General features: G+C 68.6%; 11 protein-coding genes and 1 other RNA gene. 7 read left to right on the forward strand and 5 right to left on the reverse strand.

Annotation, left to right across the window (positions count from 1 at the left end; genetic code table 11):
* Nucleotides 1–77 precede the first annotated feature (77 nt).
* The 6 genes from ffs to RD110_RS15270 all read left to right on the forward strand — a co-directional run bounded on the left by ffs (nucleotide 78) and on the right by RD110_RS15270 (nucleotide 6,516).
* Nucleotides 78–174, forward strand: an RNA gene (gene ffs / locus RD110_RS15245) — signal recognition particle sRNA small type.
* A 497-nt stretch (nucleotides 175–671) separates the two neighbouring features.
* A complete protein-coding gene (gene kaiC / locus RD110_RS15250; RefSeq protein ID WP_076200260.1) occupies nucleotides 672–2,405 on the forward strand; it encodes a circadian clock protein KaiC in 1,734 nt (577 codons plus the stop codon).
* 3 nt (nucleotides 2,406–2,408) lie between these two features.
* Complete coding sequence (locus tag RD110_RS15255) at nucleotides 2,409–2,699, forward strand: circadian clock KaiB family protein (protein ID WP_076200261.1); 291 nt, start codon at nucleotides 2,409–2,411, stop codon at nucleotides 2,697–2,699.
* A 4-nt stretch (nucleotides 2,700–2,703) separates the two neighbouring features.
* Nucleotides 2,704–3,015, forward strand: a complete 312-nt coding sequence (locus tag RD110_RS15260) for a circadian clock KaiB family protein (protein WP_076200262.1) — start codon at nucleotides 2,704–2,706, stop codon at nucleotides 3,013–3,015.
* Nucleotides 3,012–5,327: an ATP-binding protein gene (locus tag RD110_RS15265; protein ID WP_083686292.1), complete on the forward strand. Its 2,316-nt coding sequence runs from the start codon at nucleotides 3,012–3,014 to the stop codon at nucleotides 5,325–5,327. Before RD110_RS15260 ends, RD110_RS15265 begins: the two co-directional genes overlap by 4 nt.
* A 190-nt stretch (nucleotides 5,328–5,517) precedes the next feature.
* Nucleotides 5,518–6,516, forward strand: coding sequence for an SGNH/GDSL hydrolase family protein (locus RD110_RS15270; RefSeq protein WP_083686293.1), 999 nt, complete (start codon nucleotides 5,518–5,520; stop codon nucleotides 6,514–6,516).
* A 30-nt stretch (nucleotides 6,517–6,546) separates the two neighbouring features.
* Here RD110_RS15270 and RD110_RS15275 read toward each other — a convergent pair whose 3' ends face one another.
* From RD110_RS15275 to RD110_RS15285, 3 genes are all read right to left on the reverse strand, one after another.
* Nucleotides 6,547–6,990, reverse strand: a complete 444-nt coding sequence (locus RD110_RS15275) for a surface-adhesin E family protein (protein ID WP_076200265.1) — start codon at nucleotides 6,988–6,990, stop codon at nucleotides 6,547–6,549.
* A 98-nt stretch (nucleotides 6,991–7,088) separates the two neighbouring features.
* The gene (locus RD110_RS15280) at nucleotides 7,089–10,880 is read right to left on the reverse strand and encodes a hypothetical protein (RefSeq protein WP_076200266.1); all 3,792 of its coding nucleotides are present in this window, start codon (nucleotides 10,878–10,880) and stop codon (nucleotides 7,089–7,091) included.
* A gap of 119 nt (nucleotides 10,881–10,999) precedes the next feature.
* Entirely contained in the window at nucleotides 11,000–12,286 is a 1,287-nt protein-coding gene (locus RD110_RS15285; RefSeq protein ID WP_076200267.1) for a TIGR03862 family flavoprotein, read from the reverse strand.
* Nucleotides 12,287–12,507: 221 nt separating this feature from the next.
* Here RD110_RS15285 and RD110_RS15290 point away from each other — a divergent pair, with 221 nt between their 5' ends.
* A complete protein-coding gene (locus tag RD110_RS15290; RefSeq protein ID WP_076200268.1) occupies nucleotides 12,508–12,753 on the forward strand; it encodes a hypothetical protein in 246 nt (81 codons plus the stop codon).
* Nucleotides 12,754–12,777: 24 nt separating this feature from the next.
* Here RD110_RS15290 and RD110_RS15295 read toward each other — a convergent pair whose 3' ends face one another.
* Both RD110_RS15295 and RD110_RS15300 read right to left on the reverse strand, forming a co-directional pair.
* On the reverse strand, nucleotides 12,778–16,068 hold the full coding sequence (locus RD110_RS15295) for a UvrD-helicase domain-containing protein (RefSeq protein ID WP_076200269.1): 3,291 nt from the start codon (nucleotides 16,066–16,068) through the stop codon (nucleotides 12,778–12,780).
* 11 nt (nucleotides 16,069–16,079) lie between these two features.
* Nucleotides 16,080–16,712: an HAD family hydrolase gene (locus tag RD110_RS15300; protein ID WP_076200270.1), complete on the reverse strand. Its 633-nt coding sequence runs from the start codon at nucleotides 16,710–16,712 to the stop codon at nucleotides 16,080–16,082.
* Nucleotides 16,713–16,729: the final 17 nt, after the last annotated feature.

The following is a 16,729-nucleotide window of genomic DNA, read 5'->3' on the forward strand; positions in this document are numbered from 1 at the left end:
AACGCCGTTACAGAAGAAGTGGTCCGGACAGGCCCACGGCGCGCAAGGACATGCCATCGTCGCCTACAATATGTCCTGACGGGCCTTCCCGCATGGTGAAGCGGCCAACCGGGTCAGGTGGGGAACCAAGCAGCCCTAACTGTGGAGCCAGTGCCGGGGTCAAGGCTCGTCAACCTCATTCCATTTCCCTTTGTGGCCTCCACAAAGGCGAAGTCAGGTCCGCGCCGGATGTGACGCGCAGCAGCCTCGGCCTATTCGTCCCCCGCCTTGAACAAGAGCAGCAAGATGGCCAGAACGGCCACGGGAATGCCCACGTTCAATGGGAACGCGATCAAGGCCAGCGGCGCCAGAATAATCAACCAGACGGGATGCACAGGGGAACCTCATGCCGGGGGCCTGCCGAGTTGGTCCGGCCCTACCGGCGCGCATGGTAGACGGTGCTTCGCTCTGCCGTGACGGGCCTGTGACATCGGCATGCAATCCGCTAGAGGTTCGAGGCAGTCCATCACGGAAATGGCGATTTTTCGGCTTTTCCGGGATCCCGGTACGAGGTGCAGCGCACCCACGAATACACGGCCTTCACCTACAGCCCGGCAGAAGTTGCCTCCCTAGAATCGACTGGATCATTTTCAGCCCCCGTTCGTAGCCCCTGCTGCGGGCGGCTCTCGCCCATGGCTCTCAGACAGCGCAAAGCTTCTCCCTCGACGTCGGGCGCCCAGCTCCGCAAGTCCCCGACCGGCATCCTCGGCCTGGATGAAATCACCGATGGCGGTCTTCCTGCCGGCCGGCCGACCCTGGTCTGCGGCGCGGCGGGTTGCGGAAAGACCATGCTGGCGGCGGAGTTCCTGGTGCGCGGCGCGCAGGATTTCGGCGAGCCCGGCGTCTTCATGATGTTCGAGGAGACCGCAGCCGAGTTGGCCGAAAACATGCTTTCCCTCGGCTTCGATCTGGAAAAGCTGCAGCGCCAGAAGAAGATCGCACTCGATTTCGTTCGCGTCGAACGCAGCGAAATCGAGGAAACCGGCGAATACGACCTCGAGGGCCTGTTCATCCGGCTGGGTTATGCCATCGACAGCATCAAGGCCAAGCGGGTGGCGCTCGACACCATCGAGGCGCTGTTCGCCGGCGTGACGAACCACGCCATCCTCCGCGCCGAGCTGCGGCGGCTGTTTCGCTGGCTCAAGGACAGGGGCGTCACCGCCGTCATCACCGGCGAACGCGGGGAAAGCTCGTTCACGCGTTATGGCCTGGAGGAATACGTGGCCGATTGCGTGATCCTGCTCGACCACCGCATCGTGAACCAGGTGTCCACGCGCCGGCTGCGCGTGGTCAAGTACCGCGGCTCGGCCCACGGCACCAACGAATATCCGTTCCTGATCGGCGCGCGCGGCATCTCGGTGCTGCCGATCACCTCGCTGGCGCTCAACCATGCGGCGTCCAGGCAGCGCGTGGCCACCGGCATCCAGGGGCTGGATGAGATGCTCGGTGGCCTGGGTGTGTTCCAGGGCAGCAGCGTGCTGGTCTCCGGCTCGCCCGGCACCGGCAAGAGCAGCATCGCCGCTTCCTTCGTCGACGCGGCCTGCGCCCGGGGCGAACGGGCCATCCTGTTCGCCTACGAGGAGTCCGAGAGCCAGTTGCTGCGCAACATGCAGTCGATCGGCATCCGGTTGGAGCGCTGGGTCAGGAAAGGCCTGCTGAAGATCGAATCCACGCGGCCGACGCTGCACGGGCTGGAACAGCACCTGGTGCACATGTACAACCTGGTGAGCGAATTCGCGCCGAGTGTGGTGGCCGTCGACCCGATCAGCAACCTCACCGAACACACCGAGGATGCGGGCCTGAAGCTCACGCTGATGCGCCTGATCGACTTCCTCAAGACCAAGGGCACGACCGCGCTGTTCACCAGCCTCACCAGCGACAGCGCCGCCGCAGCCAGCTCCGAGGTCGGCGTCTCCTCGCTCATGGACAGCTGGCTCTGGCTGAACAACGTGGCCTTCAACGGCGAGCGCACGCGCACCCTGCAGGTGCTCAAATCGCGCGGCATGGCGCACTCCAACCAGGTCCGCGAGTTCGTGTTCTCCGACCGCGGCGTGGACCTGATCGATGTCTACATGTTCGGCGACCAGGTGCTGACCGGCACGGCGCGCCAGTCGCACGAGGCCCAGCTGCAGGCCAGCACCGAGTTGCGCGGGCGCGACCACGCCAGGCGCCTGCGCGACCTGGCGAACCGGCGCAAGGCGCTCGACGCGCAGATCGCGGCGCTGACGCTCGAGGCCGAGGAGCGCGCCGGGGAAGTCGAATTCGCCATCGCCCGAGAACAGATGGAAGCCGAAGGCGCGCAGACGCGGGCCCGCAGCATGTCCGCGGCCCGCAGCGCCACATCCAATCCCAGGTCGAGGGGCTAAGCCATGGCCAGCAAGAAGCCCGAGTGGCAGTTGCGCCTCTACATCGCCGGCAAAACGGCGCGCTCCGCGGCCGCGCTGGAGAATCTGAAAAGGCTGTGCGAAGACCATCTGGCCGGACGCTACAGCATCGAGGTCATCGATCTGCTGGTCAATCCCCAGCTCGCGGCCGGCGACCAGATCCTCGCGGTGCCGACCCTGGTGCGGAAGTTTCCGGAACCCATGCGCAAGATCATCGGCGACCTGTCCAACCAGGAACGGGTGCTGGTGGGCCTGGACGTGCGCCCGCTGGGCTGACGCCATGGTTCATGAAACCAGCAGCCGCAACCGCACCCAGCTCTACCGGCTGTATGTGAGCGCGGCTTCCCCCCTCTCCTCGCGCGCCATCGTCAACTCCCGTAGCTTCCTCGAGCGGCACCTGCCCGGCCTGCACCGCCTCGCAGTGCTCGACATCGCCGCCAACGTGACCCAGGCCAAGCTCGATCAGATCATCGCCTCGCCGACGCTGGTGCGCCTGTCTCCGCTGCCGCAACGACGCTTCGTGGGCGACATGTCGGACACCGAACGGTTGCGTGTCTCGCTGGGCCTGCAACCTGTGTCGGGCGAACCATGAACGCGCCAGCGCCCTCGCGTGACGGCACGCTACCTGCAACGCAGGACGGCGCGCTTGCCGCGGAGAACGAAGAGCTCCGGATGCGATTGCGCGAGATGGAGGACACGCTGCAGGCAATCTACGGCGGCGATGTCGACGCCCTGGTGGTCAACAACGACATCTTCCTGCTCGAGAGCGCAGGCGCGGCCAGCAACCGCCTTCGCCAGGACGTGCTCGGGCAGATGCAGGACGCGGTTTTCGCCTTCGACACTGCCGGCCACCTCATCTTCATCAATCCCGCGGCCGAGCAAAAATACGGGCTGGCCGCGGCCGATGCGCTCGGCCGCAGCAAGGCCAGCCTTTTCACCGAAACCATCGAGGGCGACGAAGAGCCGGCGCCCCCGAAGGATGCCGAAGGCCGTCCGGCGCAGCGCACCAGCATTGCGGCACACCACCGGCTCATCAGCGGCGAATCGCTCTTCGTGGAGATCAGCCTGTCGACGCTGGTGGACGCGCAGGGCGAACGCTTCGGCTCGCTGGCGGTGGTGCGCGACGTGAGCCAGCGCCGTCGCGCCATGGCCCGGCGCGATGCGCTGGCCCGGCTCAGCGAATCGCTGCGCGACCTCGACGATGTCGCCGAAGTCGGCTTCAAGGCCGCGGCGATTCTCGGCCAGACACTGGGCGCGAGCCGCGTCGGCTTCGGCCTGGTCGATCTGTCCACCGAAACCCTGTGGGTCGAGCGCGACTGGACCGCGCCGGGTGTGCCCTCCGTCGCCGGCATGCTGCGCCTGCGCGACTACGGCTCGTTCATCGACGACCTCAAGCGCAACGAGATCGTCCGCATTCCCGACGTCCATACCGATGCGCGCACCCTGCCGGCACGCGCCGCCATGCAAGCCAGGGCCGTGCGTTCGCTCGTCAACGTGCCGGTATTCGAACATGGCGTGCTCGTCGCCTTCCTGTTCGTCAACGACACCGAGGTCCGCGCCTGGCCCGACGACGATCTGCAGTTCATCCAGGAAGTGGCCGAACGCACGCGCACCGCCGCGGAACGCGTGCGTACCGCCGCGGCGTTGCGCGACAGCGAAGCCCGGCTGCGCGACGCCAACGAAGGCCTGGAAGCGGCCGTATCGGCGCGCACGCGCGAGTTGCTCGATGCCCAGGAGGCGCTGCGCCAGGCGCAGAAGATGGAGGCCGTCGGCCAGCTCACCGGCGGCATCGCGCACGACTTCAACAACCTGCTCGGCGGCATGAGCGCCAGCCTGCAGGTGCTGCAGAAGCGGCTCCAGCAGGGCCGGCTGGACGAAACCGAGCGTTACGTGCGCATGAGCACCGACGCCATCAAGCGCGCAGCGGCGCTGACCCAGCGGCTGCTCGCCTTCGCGCGGCGGCAGACGCTCGATCCGAAGCCGATCGACGTGAACCGGCTGGTGGCCGGCATGGAGGAGCTGATCCGCCGCTCCACCGGGCCCGACGTGGTGCTCGAGGTGGTGGGCGCCGGCGGGCTCTGGGCGACGCGGATCGACCCCTCGCAGCTCGAGAATTCGCTGCTGAACCTGTGCATCAACGCGCGCGACGCGATGGCGCCGCACGGCGGGCGGCTGACGATCGAGACCGCCAACAAGTGGTTCGACGACCGCACCGCGGCCGGGCGCGACCTCGCCCCGGGCCAGTACGTGTCACTGAGCGTCACCGACACCGGCTCCGGCATGCCGCCGGAAGTGATCCAGCGCATCTTCGATCCATTCTTCACCACCAAGCCGATGGGCCAGGGCACGGGCCTGGGCCTGTCCATGGTCTATGGCTTCGTGCGCCAGTCCGGTGGCCAGGTGCGCGTGTATTCGGAGCTCGGCAAGGGCACGACGATGTGCCTCTACCTGCCGCGCCACGTCGGCGCCAGCGACGAGGTCGAGCCGGCGCCCGATGCCGGGGTGATTCATAGCGGCGCGGGCAGACGCGTGCTGGTGATCGAGGACGAAGCGACGATCCGCACGCTGATGGCCGAGGTGCTCGGAGAAGCGGGCTACGAGGTGCTCACCGCGGATGACGGCCCATCGGGTTTGCGCATCCTGCAGGCACCCGGCCGCATCGACATGCTGATCACCGATGTGGGACTGCCCGGCGGGCTCAACGGCCGCCAGGTGGCCGATGCGGCCCGCGTCACGCGCGCCGGGCTCAAGGTGCTGTTCATCACCGGCTACGCCGAGAATGCGGCCGTGGGCAATGGCCTGCTGGACCACGGCATGCAGGTGCTGACCAAGCCCTTCGACATCTTCACGCTGGCCGCCAAGGTCCGGGAAATGAGCGAGGCGGCCGATCCGCCTTCCGCTTGAGGCTTCCGAGAACCGCACACTCGGCGCGGCTCACCTCGTTTCGTAGCCGCAACCCTGTCAAGTCCTGCAAATCGTTGTACAGAAGTAACTCTCTCGCACGTTTGTTACGTAAGATGATTTCGCGCCAGCCCTCGCGTGCGAGGCGACTGGCGAACGCGATGCATCCACTTCTACCAAACAGGGAAATTCCATGGCTATTCCAATCCGGTCTGTGTTGCGCGGGCTCTGCCTGCCAGTGGTTCTGCTCGGCTTGCCGGCCGCATGGGCGGGCCTGCTGCCGAACTATTCCGCCATGTATGCCTTCGGCGACAGCCTGTCCGACACGGGCAACGACTTCATCGCCACCACGCCGACCACGGTACCGGCCATTCCACCGTCCGTTACACCGTATGCCACCTACTGGAAAGGCCGCTTCACGAACGGTCCGGTGGCCGTCGAATACCTGTGGCGGCTGCTGGCCCGAAAGAACAATGCCGAATTGCTCCCGTTTCTGGCCGACCAGAACCTGAGCAACAAGACCAGCGTGAGTTTTGCCTTCGGCGGCTCCTCGTCGGGCGTCTCCACCCAGACGCCCATGGGCTTCACCGTGCCCGGTCTGCTGGGGCAGGTCAACCTCTACAGCCAGGCCATGGCGGGCAAAAAGCCTCATCCCAATACCCTCTTCACGGTGTGGAGCGGCTCCAACGACTACCTGCAGAACATCACCTACAGCCCGGACGTGGTGGTGGGCAACGTGACCACGGCCATCCGTGCGCTCTACGCGCAAGGCGCACGCGACTTCCTGGTGCCCAACCTGCCCGACATGGGCATCACGCCTTTTGCCGTGGCGCAGGGCAAAGGCGCCCTGTTCACCAAGCTGACCAAGCAGCACAACGCGCTGCTCGAGGTCTCGCTGCGCGGACTGTCCTACCAGTTGCCCAAGGCCAACATCACCCGCGTGGACGTCTACGCACTGGGTGAGGCGCTGCTGGCCAGCGGCCTCGTGTCGGCCGACGTGCCCGCAGTGGAATACCTGTCACCCGGCACCGGCGCCGTCGACTGCCTGTTCCGCAACCCCGCGACCTGCGTGGACGTGACCCAGAACGGCTACCTGCCGCCCTTCCTGTTCTGGGACGCGATGCATCCGACGACGCAGGTGCACGGCGCCATCGGCACGGCGATGTTCCTGTCGCTGATGAAGCGGCGCTGAGGAAAACCCCAGGGCCTGACCGAGGCCCTGTTACCGATTCTGTACCTTGCCCACATCGCAGGCCGCCTGGACGATGCGCTCCACCGGATTCGGACGCATGTCCTGGAACAACATCCTCGGCATTGCGGCGTTGGCAAAGTCGAGCACCCGGCCCGCGCCGCGCCACAGCGCATCGTCGAACAGTTCCAGCCGGCGGAAGTTCGCTTCGCGGGTCGTGCAGTCGATCTGCACGCTCGACTCGTAGGAGCGAAATGGCAGGCCGTCGAACCCCTTGCGCACCGCCGCGCGGTTGGTGCGAATCTTCATGACGCGCATGTCGCCGAACACCACCACCGTGTCGGGCGCGACCTGCACTGTTTCGACCGCCGGATCCAGCGGATCACCGGTGATGGAAAACCAGGAATCCGCGAAAGCCGTGCCTTGGCCCGCAAGCAGGACGCCCACTGCGAACCGGATGTGACGCGGGTTGAACATGGTCGGTGCGGCCCCCTCATGAAGATGATGCTCAGGCCCCTAGTGTAGGGCCGGCCGGCTCCGGTTTGGTTGCATCCGGTTCAACATTCCAGGACAAGTCAACGGTCGCAGACCGTGCAGTTCGCCGGGTCCACCGGCGGCAGCCAGAGTTCGATCACCCCCGGCGTGGCCTGCAGCCTCCGCGGCAGGCCACGGATCCACACCGGCTCGGTGTCGCCGGCCTGGGCCGCGCTCCAGGGCGGCCCGATGAAACGCGACAGCGCGACGGCGCACCGGTCACTGGCCGGGTCGTGCAGCACGAAAGTCGGCTTGGGCCAGGGCACGGCGCGGCGTTGCTGCTTGAGCTCGGCGCTGCGCACCACGTTTTCGATGGGCGCTACCTGCACCAGGTTGCCGGGCTGGGCCTGCAGCGCTTCGCGCAAGGCCGTGGCCGCCGGGCGCGAGGCCTCGTCGTAGATTTGCAGGTACAGCGTGCTGCTGCCGCCGCCCGGCCGTGCGCAGGCCCTGAGCGGCATGATGTTCAGGGCGGCTTCGGCGGCGGCGTCGGCGGCGGCCGCCGCCTGAGGCACGGCCTCAGTCTGCGGCACCTGCATCTGCACCGGCGGCGCAGCGGGCGGCGGTGCGGTGGCCACCTCCACCGGCAGGCGGCCCAGGCCGGGGAAGCTGGGGAAATAGCCCGCCACGGCCCGCCAGACCCGGCCCGCGGCCCGGGCCTGTTCCTCCGGCGACGTGCCCGGGTGCCAATAGTTCAGCGCCGTGTCTTCGGTCGGCGCCTTGCGCACCAGGGTACACAGGTCGCTCTGCATGCGCTGGTAGGCGCTCAGGCAACCCGGCGCAGAGGTCACGTCCTTGCGGCATTCCTCCGCAATGCGGCCGGCCAGACGGTCCAGACCCGCCTGTTCCAGCGGCCGCATCGCCGCGCTGCCGCGCAGTTCGAACAGCAGCGAGGCCTGGGTCACCACGTGCTCGGGGATCTGCGGGCAGGCGCCGTCCACACCCTGCAGGCCCTTGGAGACGTCGGTGAAGAGCTGTCGCGTCTCGGTCTGCTCGTCGCTGCGGTTGCGCTGCAACTGGTCCTGCACCTGCCACATCGACAGCAGCAGCGTGCCCGAGAACCCCACGCCCAGCGTGGTACCGATGGCCGTGGCGCGCGCGCCGCGGCGCCACAGCGGCTCGGCGCGCGGCGCTGCTTCGCCCTTGCTGCCGCTCAGCCGCGCGGAAATGCGGATGTTGTGTTTCGCCGGGCTGTGCCAGCCCGGCAGTTGCGCCAGCCAGTCGTCGCTGAGCGCACGGCCGAAGTCCTCGCCCAGTCGGTGGTAGCTCTCCCACTGGGCTTCGTCGAACGACTGGTCGCCGGTGGATTCGTGCGGAAAGCTCTCGTGCTTCTGGGCGTAGGCCAGCAGGTCCACATCGAGCGCGTCGTGCAGGTTGGGCTTGACCACCAGCAGCGTGCCTTCCGGGCGAAAGGCCGCACCGTCCGGCCCGGGCCGCTCGCGGTAGCGGATGCGCGCCAGCAGCACGCCGCGGCAGGAATGGTTGTTGGCCATGTCCTCGGGCGAGAGCACGGTGATCATCGCCGGGTCCATGCTGAACAGGCGCGAGGCCTCGTCCTGGCTGTAGAAATCGATCTCGGCCCCGAAGTCGATGCGCGCCTTGCGCACCAGGTTTTCCAGGTCGCCGAACTCGTAGTCGGCGTCGCAGCTCGCGTCCGACAGGATGATGAAATCGAGCTCGCGCTTGAGCAGCGCATAGACCCCGGTGTTCTCGAAATGCCCGCCGTCCGACAGGTACCACCACGGCCGCTCCACGCCGAAGAACGTGGCCGAGGCCTCGCTGGTCAACATCAGCGGCTTGGGCCACCAGTCCCACGCCAGGCGGCTGAGCCAGCGCAGCGTGACGCGTTCGCGCGGCGCCCGCATCCAGTGGCCGAGCCGCACGCCCAGGAAATACACCAGCAGGGCCAATCCGCGCGAGGTGTAGGCGCCCGCGCCGGGCGAAGCCGCTGCGCCCGACACCGCCACCCAGCGCCCCAGCGTGCCGGCGTCGAAGCTCGGCCGCATGCCGAGGAACTGCTCCGGGCCGATCTCGAAGCCACGCCAGGTGGCGGTGAGCGCCGTGCCCTTGCGGTCGGCGTTGTACAGGCCGCTCTGGTCGTCGCGCGTCTGGTTCAGGCAGGTATTGACCAAGTGGATCGGCCCGCCCGTGGCTTCGGGCCGGTAGTTGGCCAGCCGGGTGTCGTCGCCCTCCACCACCGTGGTCACATCGGCATGGTGCGGATGGTCCTTGTCGATGCTGCGCCGCAGGTTGCCCACCGCCAGGTAGGCCCGCGTGAGCCGGCCGCGGTAGAAGCTGTGCAGCGACGAGGTGTTGGCCATCTGCGCATTGCCCGCCGTCAGCAGCATCCACACCAGCCAGCCGAGCAGCAGCAGGCCGGCGCGCAGCACGGCCGGCACGTCGCGCAGGCCACTGAAGGTCTCGGGCGCGAAGACGAACCACTGCAGCACCGTGAGCCAGGCCGTGACCAGCGCCGCCACGCCCACCAGGCTGCCCACGCTGAGCAGGCGCGGCAACCAGTTCTGCGCCTGCTTGCTGGTCTCGGCGGCAATCTGCTGCAGCGGCTGGATCAGCGCGCGCAGCACCACCAGCACCACGCTGCCCACGCCCACGCCGCCCCACAGCCACTGGTTGCCGATGAGGAACTCCTCCAGCACCCACCAGCTCAGGCGGTCGAGCGCGCCCATCGCCGCCAGGGCCAGCGAAGCCAGCAGGACCACCCGCAGCGCCCGTGTGAGCCAGTTGCGTAGCCGCGCCACGCTCAGCGCATAGGTCTCACGGGTGAACCACAACCAGCCCAGCACGATGGCCTGGCCCGATGCCAGCGACACCAGGGCCAGCAGGCCCGCCGTGGGCCAGTTCAGGCCGTAGCGCAGCGGGTCCACCGTGCCGCCGGGTTGCAGCAGCCGCCACAGCACCCAGGCCGACGCCGCCGCGGTCAGCATGAAGACGCCATCGCGTGCGCCGGGGCGCTGGCGCACGCTGTTGGGCACGGCGTCGCTGCGGCCACCGCCGTGGCCATCGCTCTCGCGCTCAGGCGCGTCGCGCGCGGCCCAGTAGCCGGCGATCAGCCCCGGCGAGGCGATGGCCCACAGGCCGACGGCCAGCGGCCACCAGGGGCTGTACCAGCGCTCCCAGCCCGCCGGGTCCACCCATTGCTGGCTGTGCTGCAGCAGATGCGGCGCCACCACCACCAGGCCGACCAGGCAACAGGCGAACATGAACTCGGTGTGGATCGCCAGCCAGGCGCGCAGGTAGGTGACGACGGCGATGCCCGTGTCGCGCGAGCCCGCGGGCGTGAGGTAGCGGCCGTTGCGGCGCAGCCACTCCAGCACCGAGGCGCCACTGTCGGAGAGCATCTTCTGCGCCTCGGCCAGGCCATAGGCCGCGACCAGCCGGCCGAACATGCCGCCGGTGTAGCCGCCGCCGGAAACGGTGGAGAGGTAGTCGAGGCGGCCGAGCAAGCCTTCGGCGGCCAACCTCGGCCGGGCGGGTGCGGCCGTGCGCGCATCGCCGTCCGTGTCATCGGCTGTGGACGCAGAAGAATCCGGCTCGGCCGGGGCGCGGTCCTGCGCCAGGCCGCGCAGCAGGCCAAGTGCGAAGGTGGCGCTGCGCACCCCGCCGCCCGACAGCGCCAGCCCGACGCGCGGCAGATTCAGCTCGGCCGTATCGGCATCACCCTTGAGCACCGCCACCCGGCGCGCATGGACGGCGGCCTGCTCCGACGCGGCCAGCGCCGCAAGGCTGTCGGCCAGGGCGAATTGCTCGGCGATCGCGTCGCCGGGCGGCGGGGGCCGAGGTGGCGCTGGCGCGGGAGTGGTCGACTCGAACGGCATGGCGGTTGAACTCCATGGGCACCGGGAGGCGCCATGCCTGCGCTTTTACACCGCCCGGCCGCCATCGGCAAACCGTTTGCTGCGGACGAGGCCCGACCAGCCCGCCCGCAGCGGGCCGGCTACGGCTGCGGCAGCCCCAGATAGGCCAGCACGCCCTGCCCCGCCACACGCCCGCTAGCCATGCTGGCCGTGAGCAGGTAGCCGCCGGTCGGGGCTTCCCAATCCACCATCTCGCCTGCACAGAACACGCCCGGCAGGTTTTGCAGCATGCCCTGGGCGGACATGGCGTCGAAACGCACGCCACCCGCCGTGCTGATGGCCTCGTCGATCGGTCGCGTGGCCACCAGGTGGATCGGCAGCGCCTTGATGGCCGCGGCGAGCGTGGCGGGATCGTTCATCGCTTCCTTGCCCAGGCGTTCGTGCAGCACGCCGAGCTTGATGCCGTCCAGCCCGAGCCGGCTCTTCAGGTGGCTCGACAGCGAGCGCGAGCCGCGCGGATGACGCACGTCGGCGAGCACGCGTTCGGCGCTTCTGTCGGGCAGCAGGTCCAGCCACAGCGTGGCTCGGCCGTTGGCCGCGATGGCATCGCGCAGCAGCGCGGAGGCGGCATAGACCAGGCTGCCCTCGAGGCCGCCGGCCGTGGCCACGAATTCACCCTGGCGATGGAAGGGCTCGCCGTGGATGCCGGTGACCGAGATGGCCACCGTCTTGAACGGCTGGCCGGCGAAGCGGCTGGCAAAGTGTTCGCTCCAGCCGCGCGCGGGCCGCGTACCGGCGCCCTCGGGGTCGCCGACGTCGAAGCCGCAATTGGCCGGCTGCAGCGGTGCCACATCGACACCGCGCGCGGCCAGCAGCGGCACCCAGGCGCCGTCCGAGCCGAGCCGCGCCCAACTCGCGCCGCCGAGCGCCAGCACCACGGCGTCGGCCTGCGCACGCAAGGGGCCCTTGGGGCTGTCGAAGACGAGCGCATCGCCATCCCAGCCGGTCCATTTGTGCCGCATGTGGAACACCACGCCGGCTTCGCGCAAGCGGTGCAGCCAGGCGCGCAGCAGCGGTGCGGACTTCATGTCGGTGGGAAACACCCGGCCCGAACTGCCAACGAAAGTGTCGACGCCCAGGGCCTTCGCCCATTCGCGCAGCCCGGCACCATCGAGTGCGGCGAGCCACGGCGCGACCTGCTGCTGGCGCGCGCCGAAACGTGTGGCGAACACGTCCGCCGGTTCGGAATGGGTCAGGTTCAGCCCGCCCTTGCCGGCCAGCAGGAACTTGCGGCCCACCGAAGGCATCGCGTCGAAGAGCTGCACCTGCACGCCGGCGGCCGACAAGGTCTCGGCCGCCATCAAGCCCGCCGGTCCGCCGCCGATGACCAGCGCGGTTTTGCCCGTGGGCTCAGTTCGATTCGTCATGCCGTCTTTCTCTATGGATGGGCGCCGATTTCACCACGCCTGGCGCGGCTCGGATTTCGGCCTGCATACCTACCTCCATCTTGTCTGGCTTTGACCCTGGACGTTTTGTCCCGATGGATCGAAGTTGCTTTTGACTAACATGCGTTGGAACGTGCAAGCACCACCATCTCGGCATGGCCGTCGCAGAGGTTCTCTCATCTCCCCCTGGAAATACTCAAATCATGGATTGGTTCCCCATCGTCTTCGTGATCTTCAAGCTGCTCGTGCTCGGCACGGGCATGTTCTTCGCGGTCAAGTGGCATTACGAGCAAGGAAAGAAGGAGAACGGGAAGGCGAAGCGCGCGGCGGTGCTGCGCGCGACAGCCAAGGCGGTCGCAGCCTTCGTGCTGGCGCTCCTGGGCCTGGCGCTCTTCACCTTCGTGCTGGTCAGGGTGTTTCATTTGGACTTGCCCTTCTCCTTCCCATGACGGCAAGGAACGATCGGATTCGCCCTACACCACCTCCACCACCGCCCCATTCACCGCCAAAAACGCCGCCCGCACCGGCGCGCCGTCCGTCAGCGCGAGCACGGCCGTCCTGTACCGGCGCAGTTGCTCCACCAGTTCGACCTGACGTTGCGGCTGCAGCGCGGACTTGTAGTCGAGCACCCACCATTCGCCGCTGTCACGCCGCTGCACCAGGCGATCCAGGCGCAGGCTCTGGCCCTGGTGGTTGAGCGCGACTTCGTTGCCCTGCCAGGCAATGAGTGCCGCGTCCCAGGCCCAGGCGCCTTCGCCCGCGCGGATGGCGGCGACCATGGCCGCTGCCTGCTCGGCCTGCCGGGCGTCGATGGCGAACTCGCGCATCACGGCGCTCAGGTGGTGGGGCGATACCTCTGGCACGCCGGGCCGCGCCCATTCGAGCAGCCGGTGCATGGCCTGGCCAATGGCCGAACTGGCGGCGTCTCCAGGGCTGCTTTCGGCCTTGGCGGGGATCGAGGCCACCGTCAGTGGTGGCTGCTGCAGCTGCTGTGACAAGGCGGGCAGGACCTGCAGCACGAAGTCAGACGCAGGCTCCGCCACGGCATCGACCTCGATGGCCTCTTCAGAGACGGGCACCGCGTCGGACAGCGGCGCCAGGCGCTGCCACCAGCTGCCCTCCACCGCATGGCGCGGCTGCACCGAGGAGATCGCGAGCATCTGGCGTGCACGCGTCATGGCCACATACATGGCGTTGAGTTCCTCGCGCTGGCGCGCGGCCTGCTCGGTGCGCACGGCCGCCACGGTGCAGGCCGGCGGCCGGGTTTCGCTGGCCAGGAACACCAGGCGTTCGGGCGCCGCCGCCTCGCCCGGCCATTCGACGAGCACGCCCATGGTCTCGGCCTTGCTCGCGGCGGCGTCGGTGTCGAGCAGCAACACCAGCCTGGCTTCCAGGCCCTTGGCACCGTGCACGGTGAGCAGCCGCACGGCATTGACATCGGCGCTCACCGGCGCCTTGACGCCGCCGGCCTTGAGCGCGCGCACCAGCCCATACGGCGTGGCATAACGCGCGCCGTCGAGCTGCAGCGCCGTGCCCAGCAAGGCGCGCAGGTTGGCCAGCACCATCCCGCGCAACGCGGGCGGGGCGGCCGCGGCGAACCGGGCCAGCACGTCGCCATCGGCGTAGATGGCGTCGAGCGCGTCGTGCGGCGGCAGGCTGTCGATCCAGCGCTTCCATCGCATCAAAACAGGCCCTGGCGCAATCAGGGACTGCGGTAGCTGCTCCTGAATTTGCAGCAAATCGAACCAGCTCAGGTGCCGGGCCGCGCGCTGCAGCAGGGCCAGCTCGACCAAGGCGTCGTCGGGCACGCCGAACAGCGGCGACTTGAGCGCGCGTGCCAGCGACAGGTCATGCGCGGGCGAGACCAGGGCATCGAGCAGCGCCACCACGTCCTGTACCTCGGGCGCTTCGGCCAGGTCGGCCTTCTCGGGCTGCTGCGTGGGAATCGACAGGCTGCGCAGTACGTCCTGCATCACGGCCAGGCGGTCGCGTTTGCGCGCCAGCACCATCACGTCCTTGGGCTGCAGGCCACCATCACTGTCGCCGTGGGCGATCTGCTGCGCGAGCCAGGCGGCGGCCTGCCGGCATTCGAGGCTGCGCAGCGTTTCCTCGGGCTCCTCGCGCGGCGTGGTCAGGCTGTCGCGCCATCCGCCCTCGGCGTCTTCGGGCAAGGCGGCTGTCGCAGCGGCCTCGCGCTCGATCGCCGGCAGCTGCAGCACCGCGCCTTGCATGGTGGATTCCGTGGTGTGGTGGCGAAAACCGTCGTAGGCACCGGCGGCCTGCGCTTCGCCCATGGCGGCGTTCACGGCGTCGATCACGGCCGGCGCGTTGCGGCGCGTGTGGTCGCAGCTCAGCAGGTCGCCATCGAGCCCCTCGCGCACGAAGGCCTGGGCCGCACGGAACACCTGCGGCTCGGCGCGGCGGAAGCGGTAGATGCTCTGCTTGGGGTCGCCGACGATGAACACGCTGGGTGCCGCACTGCCAGCGCCCACATAGCCGCTGAGCCAGGCATGCAGCGACTGCCATTGCAGCGGACTGGTGTCCTGGAACTCGTCGATCAGCAGGTGCTGCACCCGCGCATCCAGCCGCTCCTGCACCCAGCCGCTGAGCACCTCGTCGGACAACATGCGCGAGGCCGCGCGCTCCACGTCGTTCATGTCGATCCAGCCCTGGGCCCGCTTGAGCGCGGCGAATTCCGCCACCAACAGGCGCGTGAGCCGGGCCATACGCTGCTGGTGCGTCCACGCCGCCTGCTGCAGCTGCGCCTCGGCGACCCGCAGCACCAGTTCCTGCGCGGCGCGGATGTTCTCGATGCCGACGATCTTGTCGCCGAACTTGCGTGCGCCGCCGGTGGCGGTGAGCAAGGCCGCCATCACGCCGCCGATGTCGCCCGCCGTGAGGGCCATCACCAGTTCGTCGCCCTTGGCGGCAAAAGTCTTCGCACTGGCCTTGCCCAGGCAGGATGCGGCTTCCAGCAGCAAAACACGCCCGGCGCCACGCCAGCAGGCGTGTTCGGGCGCTTCGAGCCCCGCGAATTCGGGGAACTGCACATCGAACGGCAGCACCGAGGCATCGACCACGCCCTGCGCGTCGGCGAGCGCGAACTCCACGCGTTTCTGCAGCGCCGACGCCAGCGCCTTCTGCGCCTGGAAACGCCCGTGTTCGGCCACCAGCGCGTCGAAATCGGCCCGCGCATCCGGCTTGGCGACGAGCGCCGTGTAAAAACGCCGCCAGACCAGGCGCACGGCCTCGCTGTCGTCCTCCAGCAGTTCGTAGTTGGCGGGCAGGCCGAGTTCGTCGAGCACGGCCAGCGGTGCGGTGCGCAGCAGCGCGGCGAACCAGCTGTGGAAAGTGCGGATCTGCACCGGCCGGCCATGCGCGAGCAGCGCGGCATGCAGGCCCTGGAGCGCGGCCGCACGGGCCGGCGCGGCCTCGGGCGAGACGCCGCGCGCGACGAGTTCGGCCACCAAGTGGGCAGGCTCGGCCGCGGCGAATTCGACCAGCCACTCGTTGAGCCGCTGGCGCATTTCGCCGGCCGCCTTCTTGGTGAAGGTGATGGCCAGGATCTCGTGTGGCGCCGCCGCGGCGTCCCGGCCCTCGCGCGGCTCGACCAGCGCGCGCAGGATGCGCGAGACCAGCATCCAGGTCTTGCCCGCGCCGGCGCAGGCTTCCACCGCTACGCTGCGCCGCGGGTCGCAGGCGATGGCATAGAAGGCTTCCCGGCGGACCGGCCGGCCGTTGTGTTCGTAGGCGGGTGAGGACATGGGTGGCGTGGTCAGGTCAGCCAGGAATGGGCCTGGAGGTCGGCCTCGCATTGCGCGGCGTCGTGGAACTGGATCGCTCCCCAGCCGCGCGCGTGCGCCGTGGCGACGTTGTGCGCGCTGTCGTCGATGAACATGGTGCGTGCCGGCTCGAGACCGAACTGGCGCTCGGCCAGTTCGAAGATGCCGTGCTCGGGTTTGATCAGGCCCACGCGGCCCGAGAAGATGCCGTCTTCGAAATGGTGGAAGAAGGTACGTTCGGCGAAAAGGCGATCGGCGAAGTACTGCGGCATGTTCGACAGGTAGACCAGCCGATGCCCTTGGTCCTGGAGCCGCGGCAGCAGGGCCGCCGTGTCGGGCTTGGTGTGCAGGTGGTCGGGCACGGCGAGGATGAAGTCGAGCAGTTGCGGCACGGGAATGCCGGTGCCGGGCGACAGCAGCGCCGCCAGGGCTTCAGGCTCGACCGCGCCACGGTCGAATTCGGCCCAGGCCGATCCCGGCACGAAGCCCCCGAACAGCGCCGCGCAGATGCGCCGGGCCTCGGTTTCGTTGTGGGCATGGGCGGGCAACACGCGTTGCACGAGTTCGATGGGGTGCCAGTGCAACAGCACGGCGCCGAGATCGAAGACGACGGTGGAGGGTTTCATCGAGATTCTTCTTTGAG

Origin of the sequence: Rhodoferax koreense, assembly GCF_001955695.1 — a bacterium.
Lineage (GTDB): Bacteria > Pseudomonadota > Gammaproteobacteria > Burkholderiales > Burkholderiaceae_C > Rhodoferax_B > Rhodoferax_B koreensis.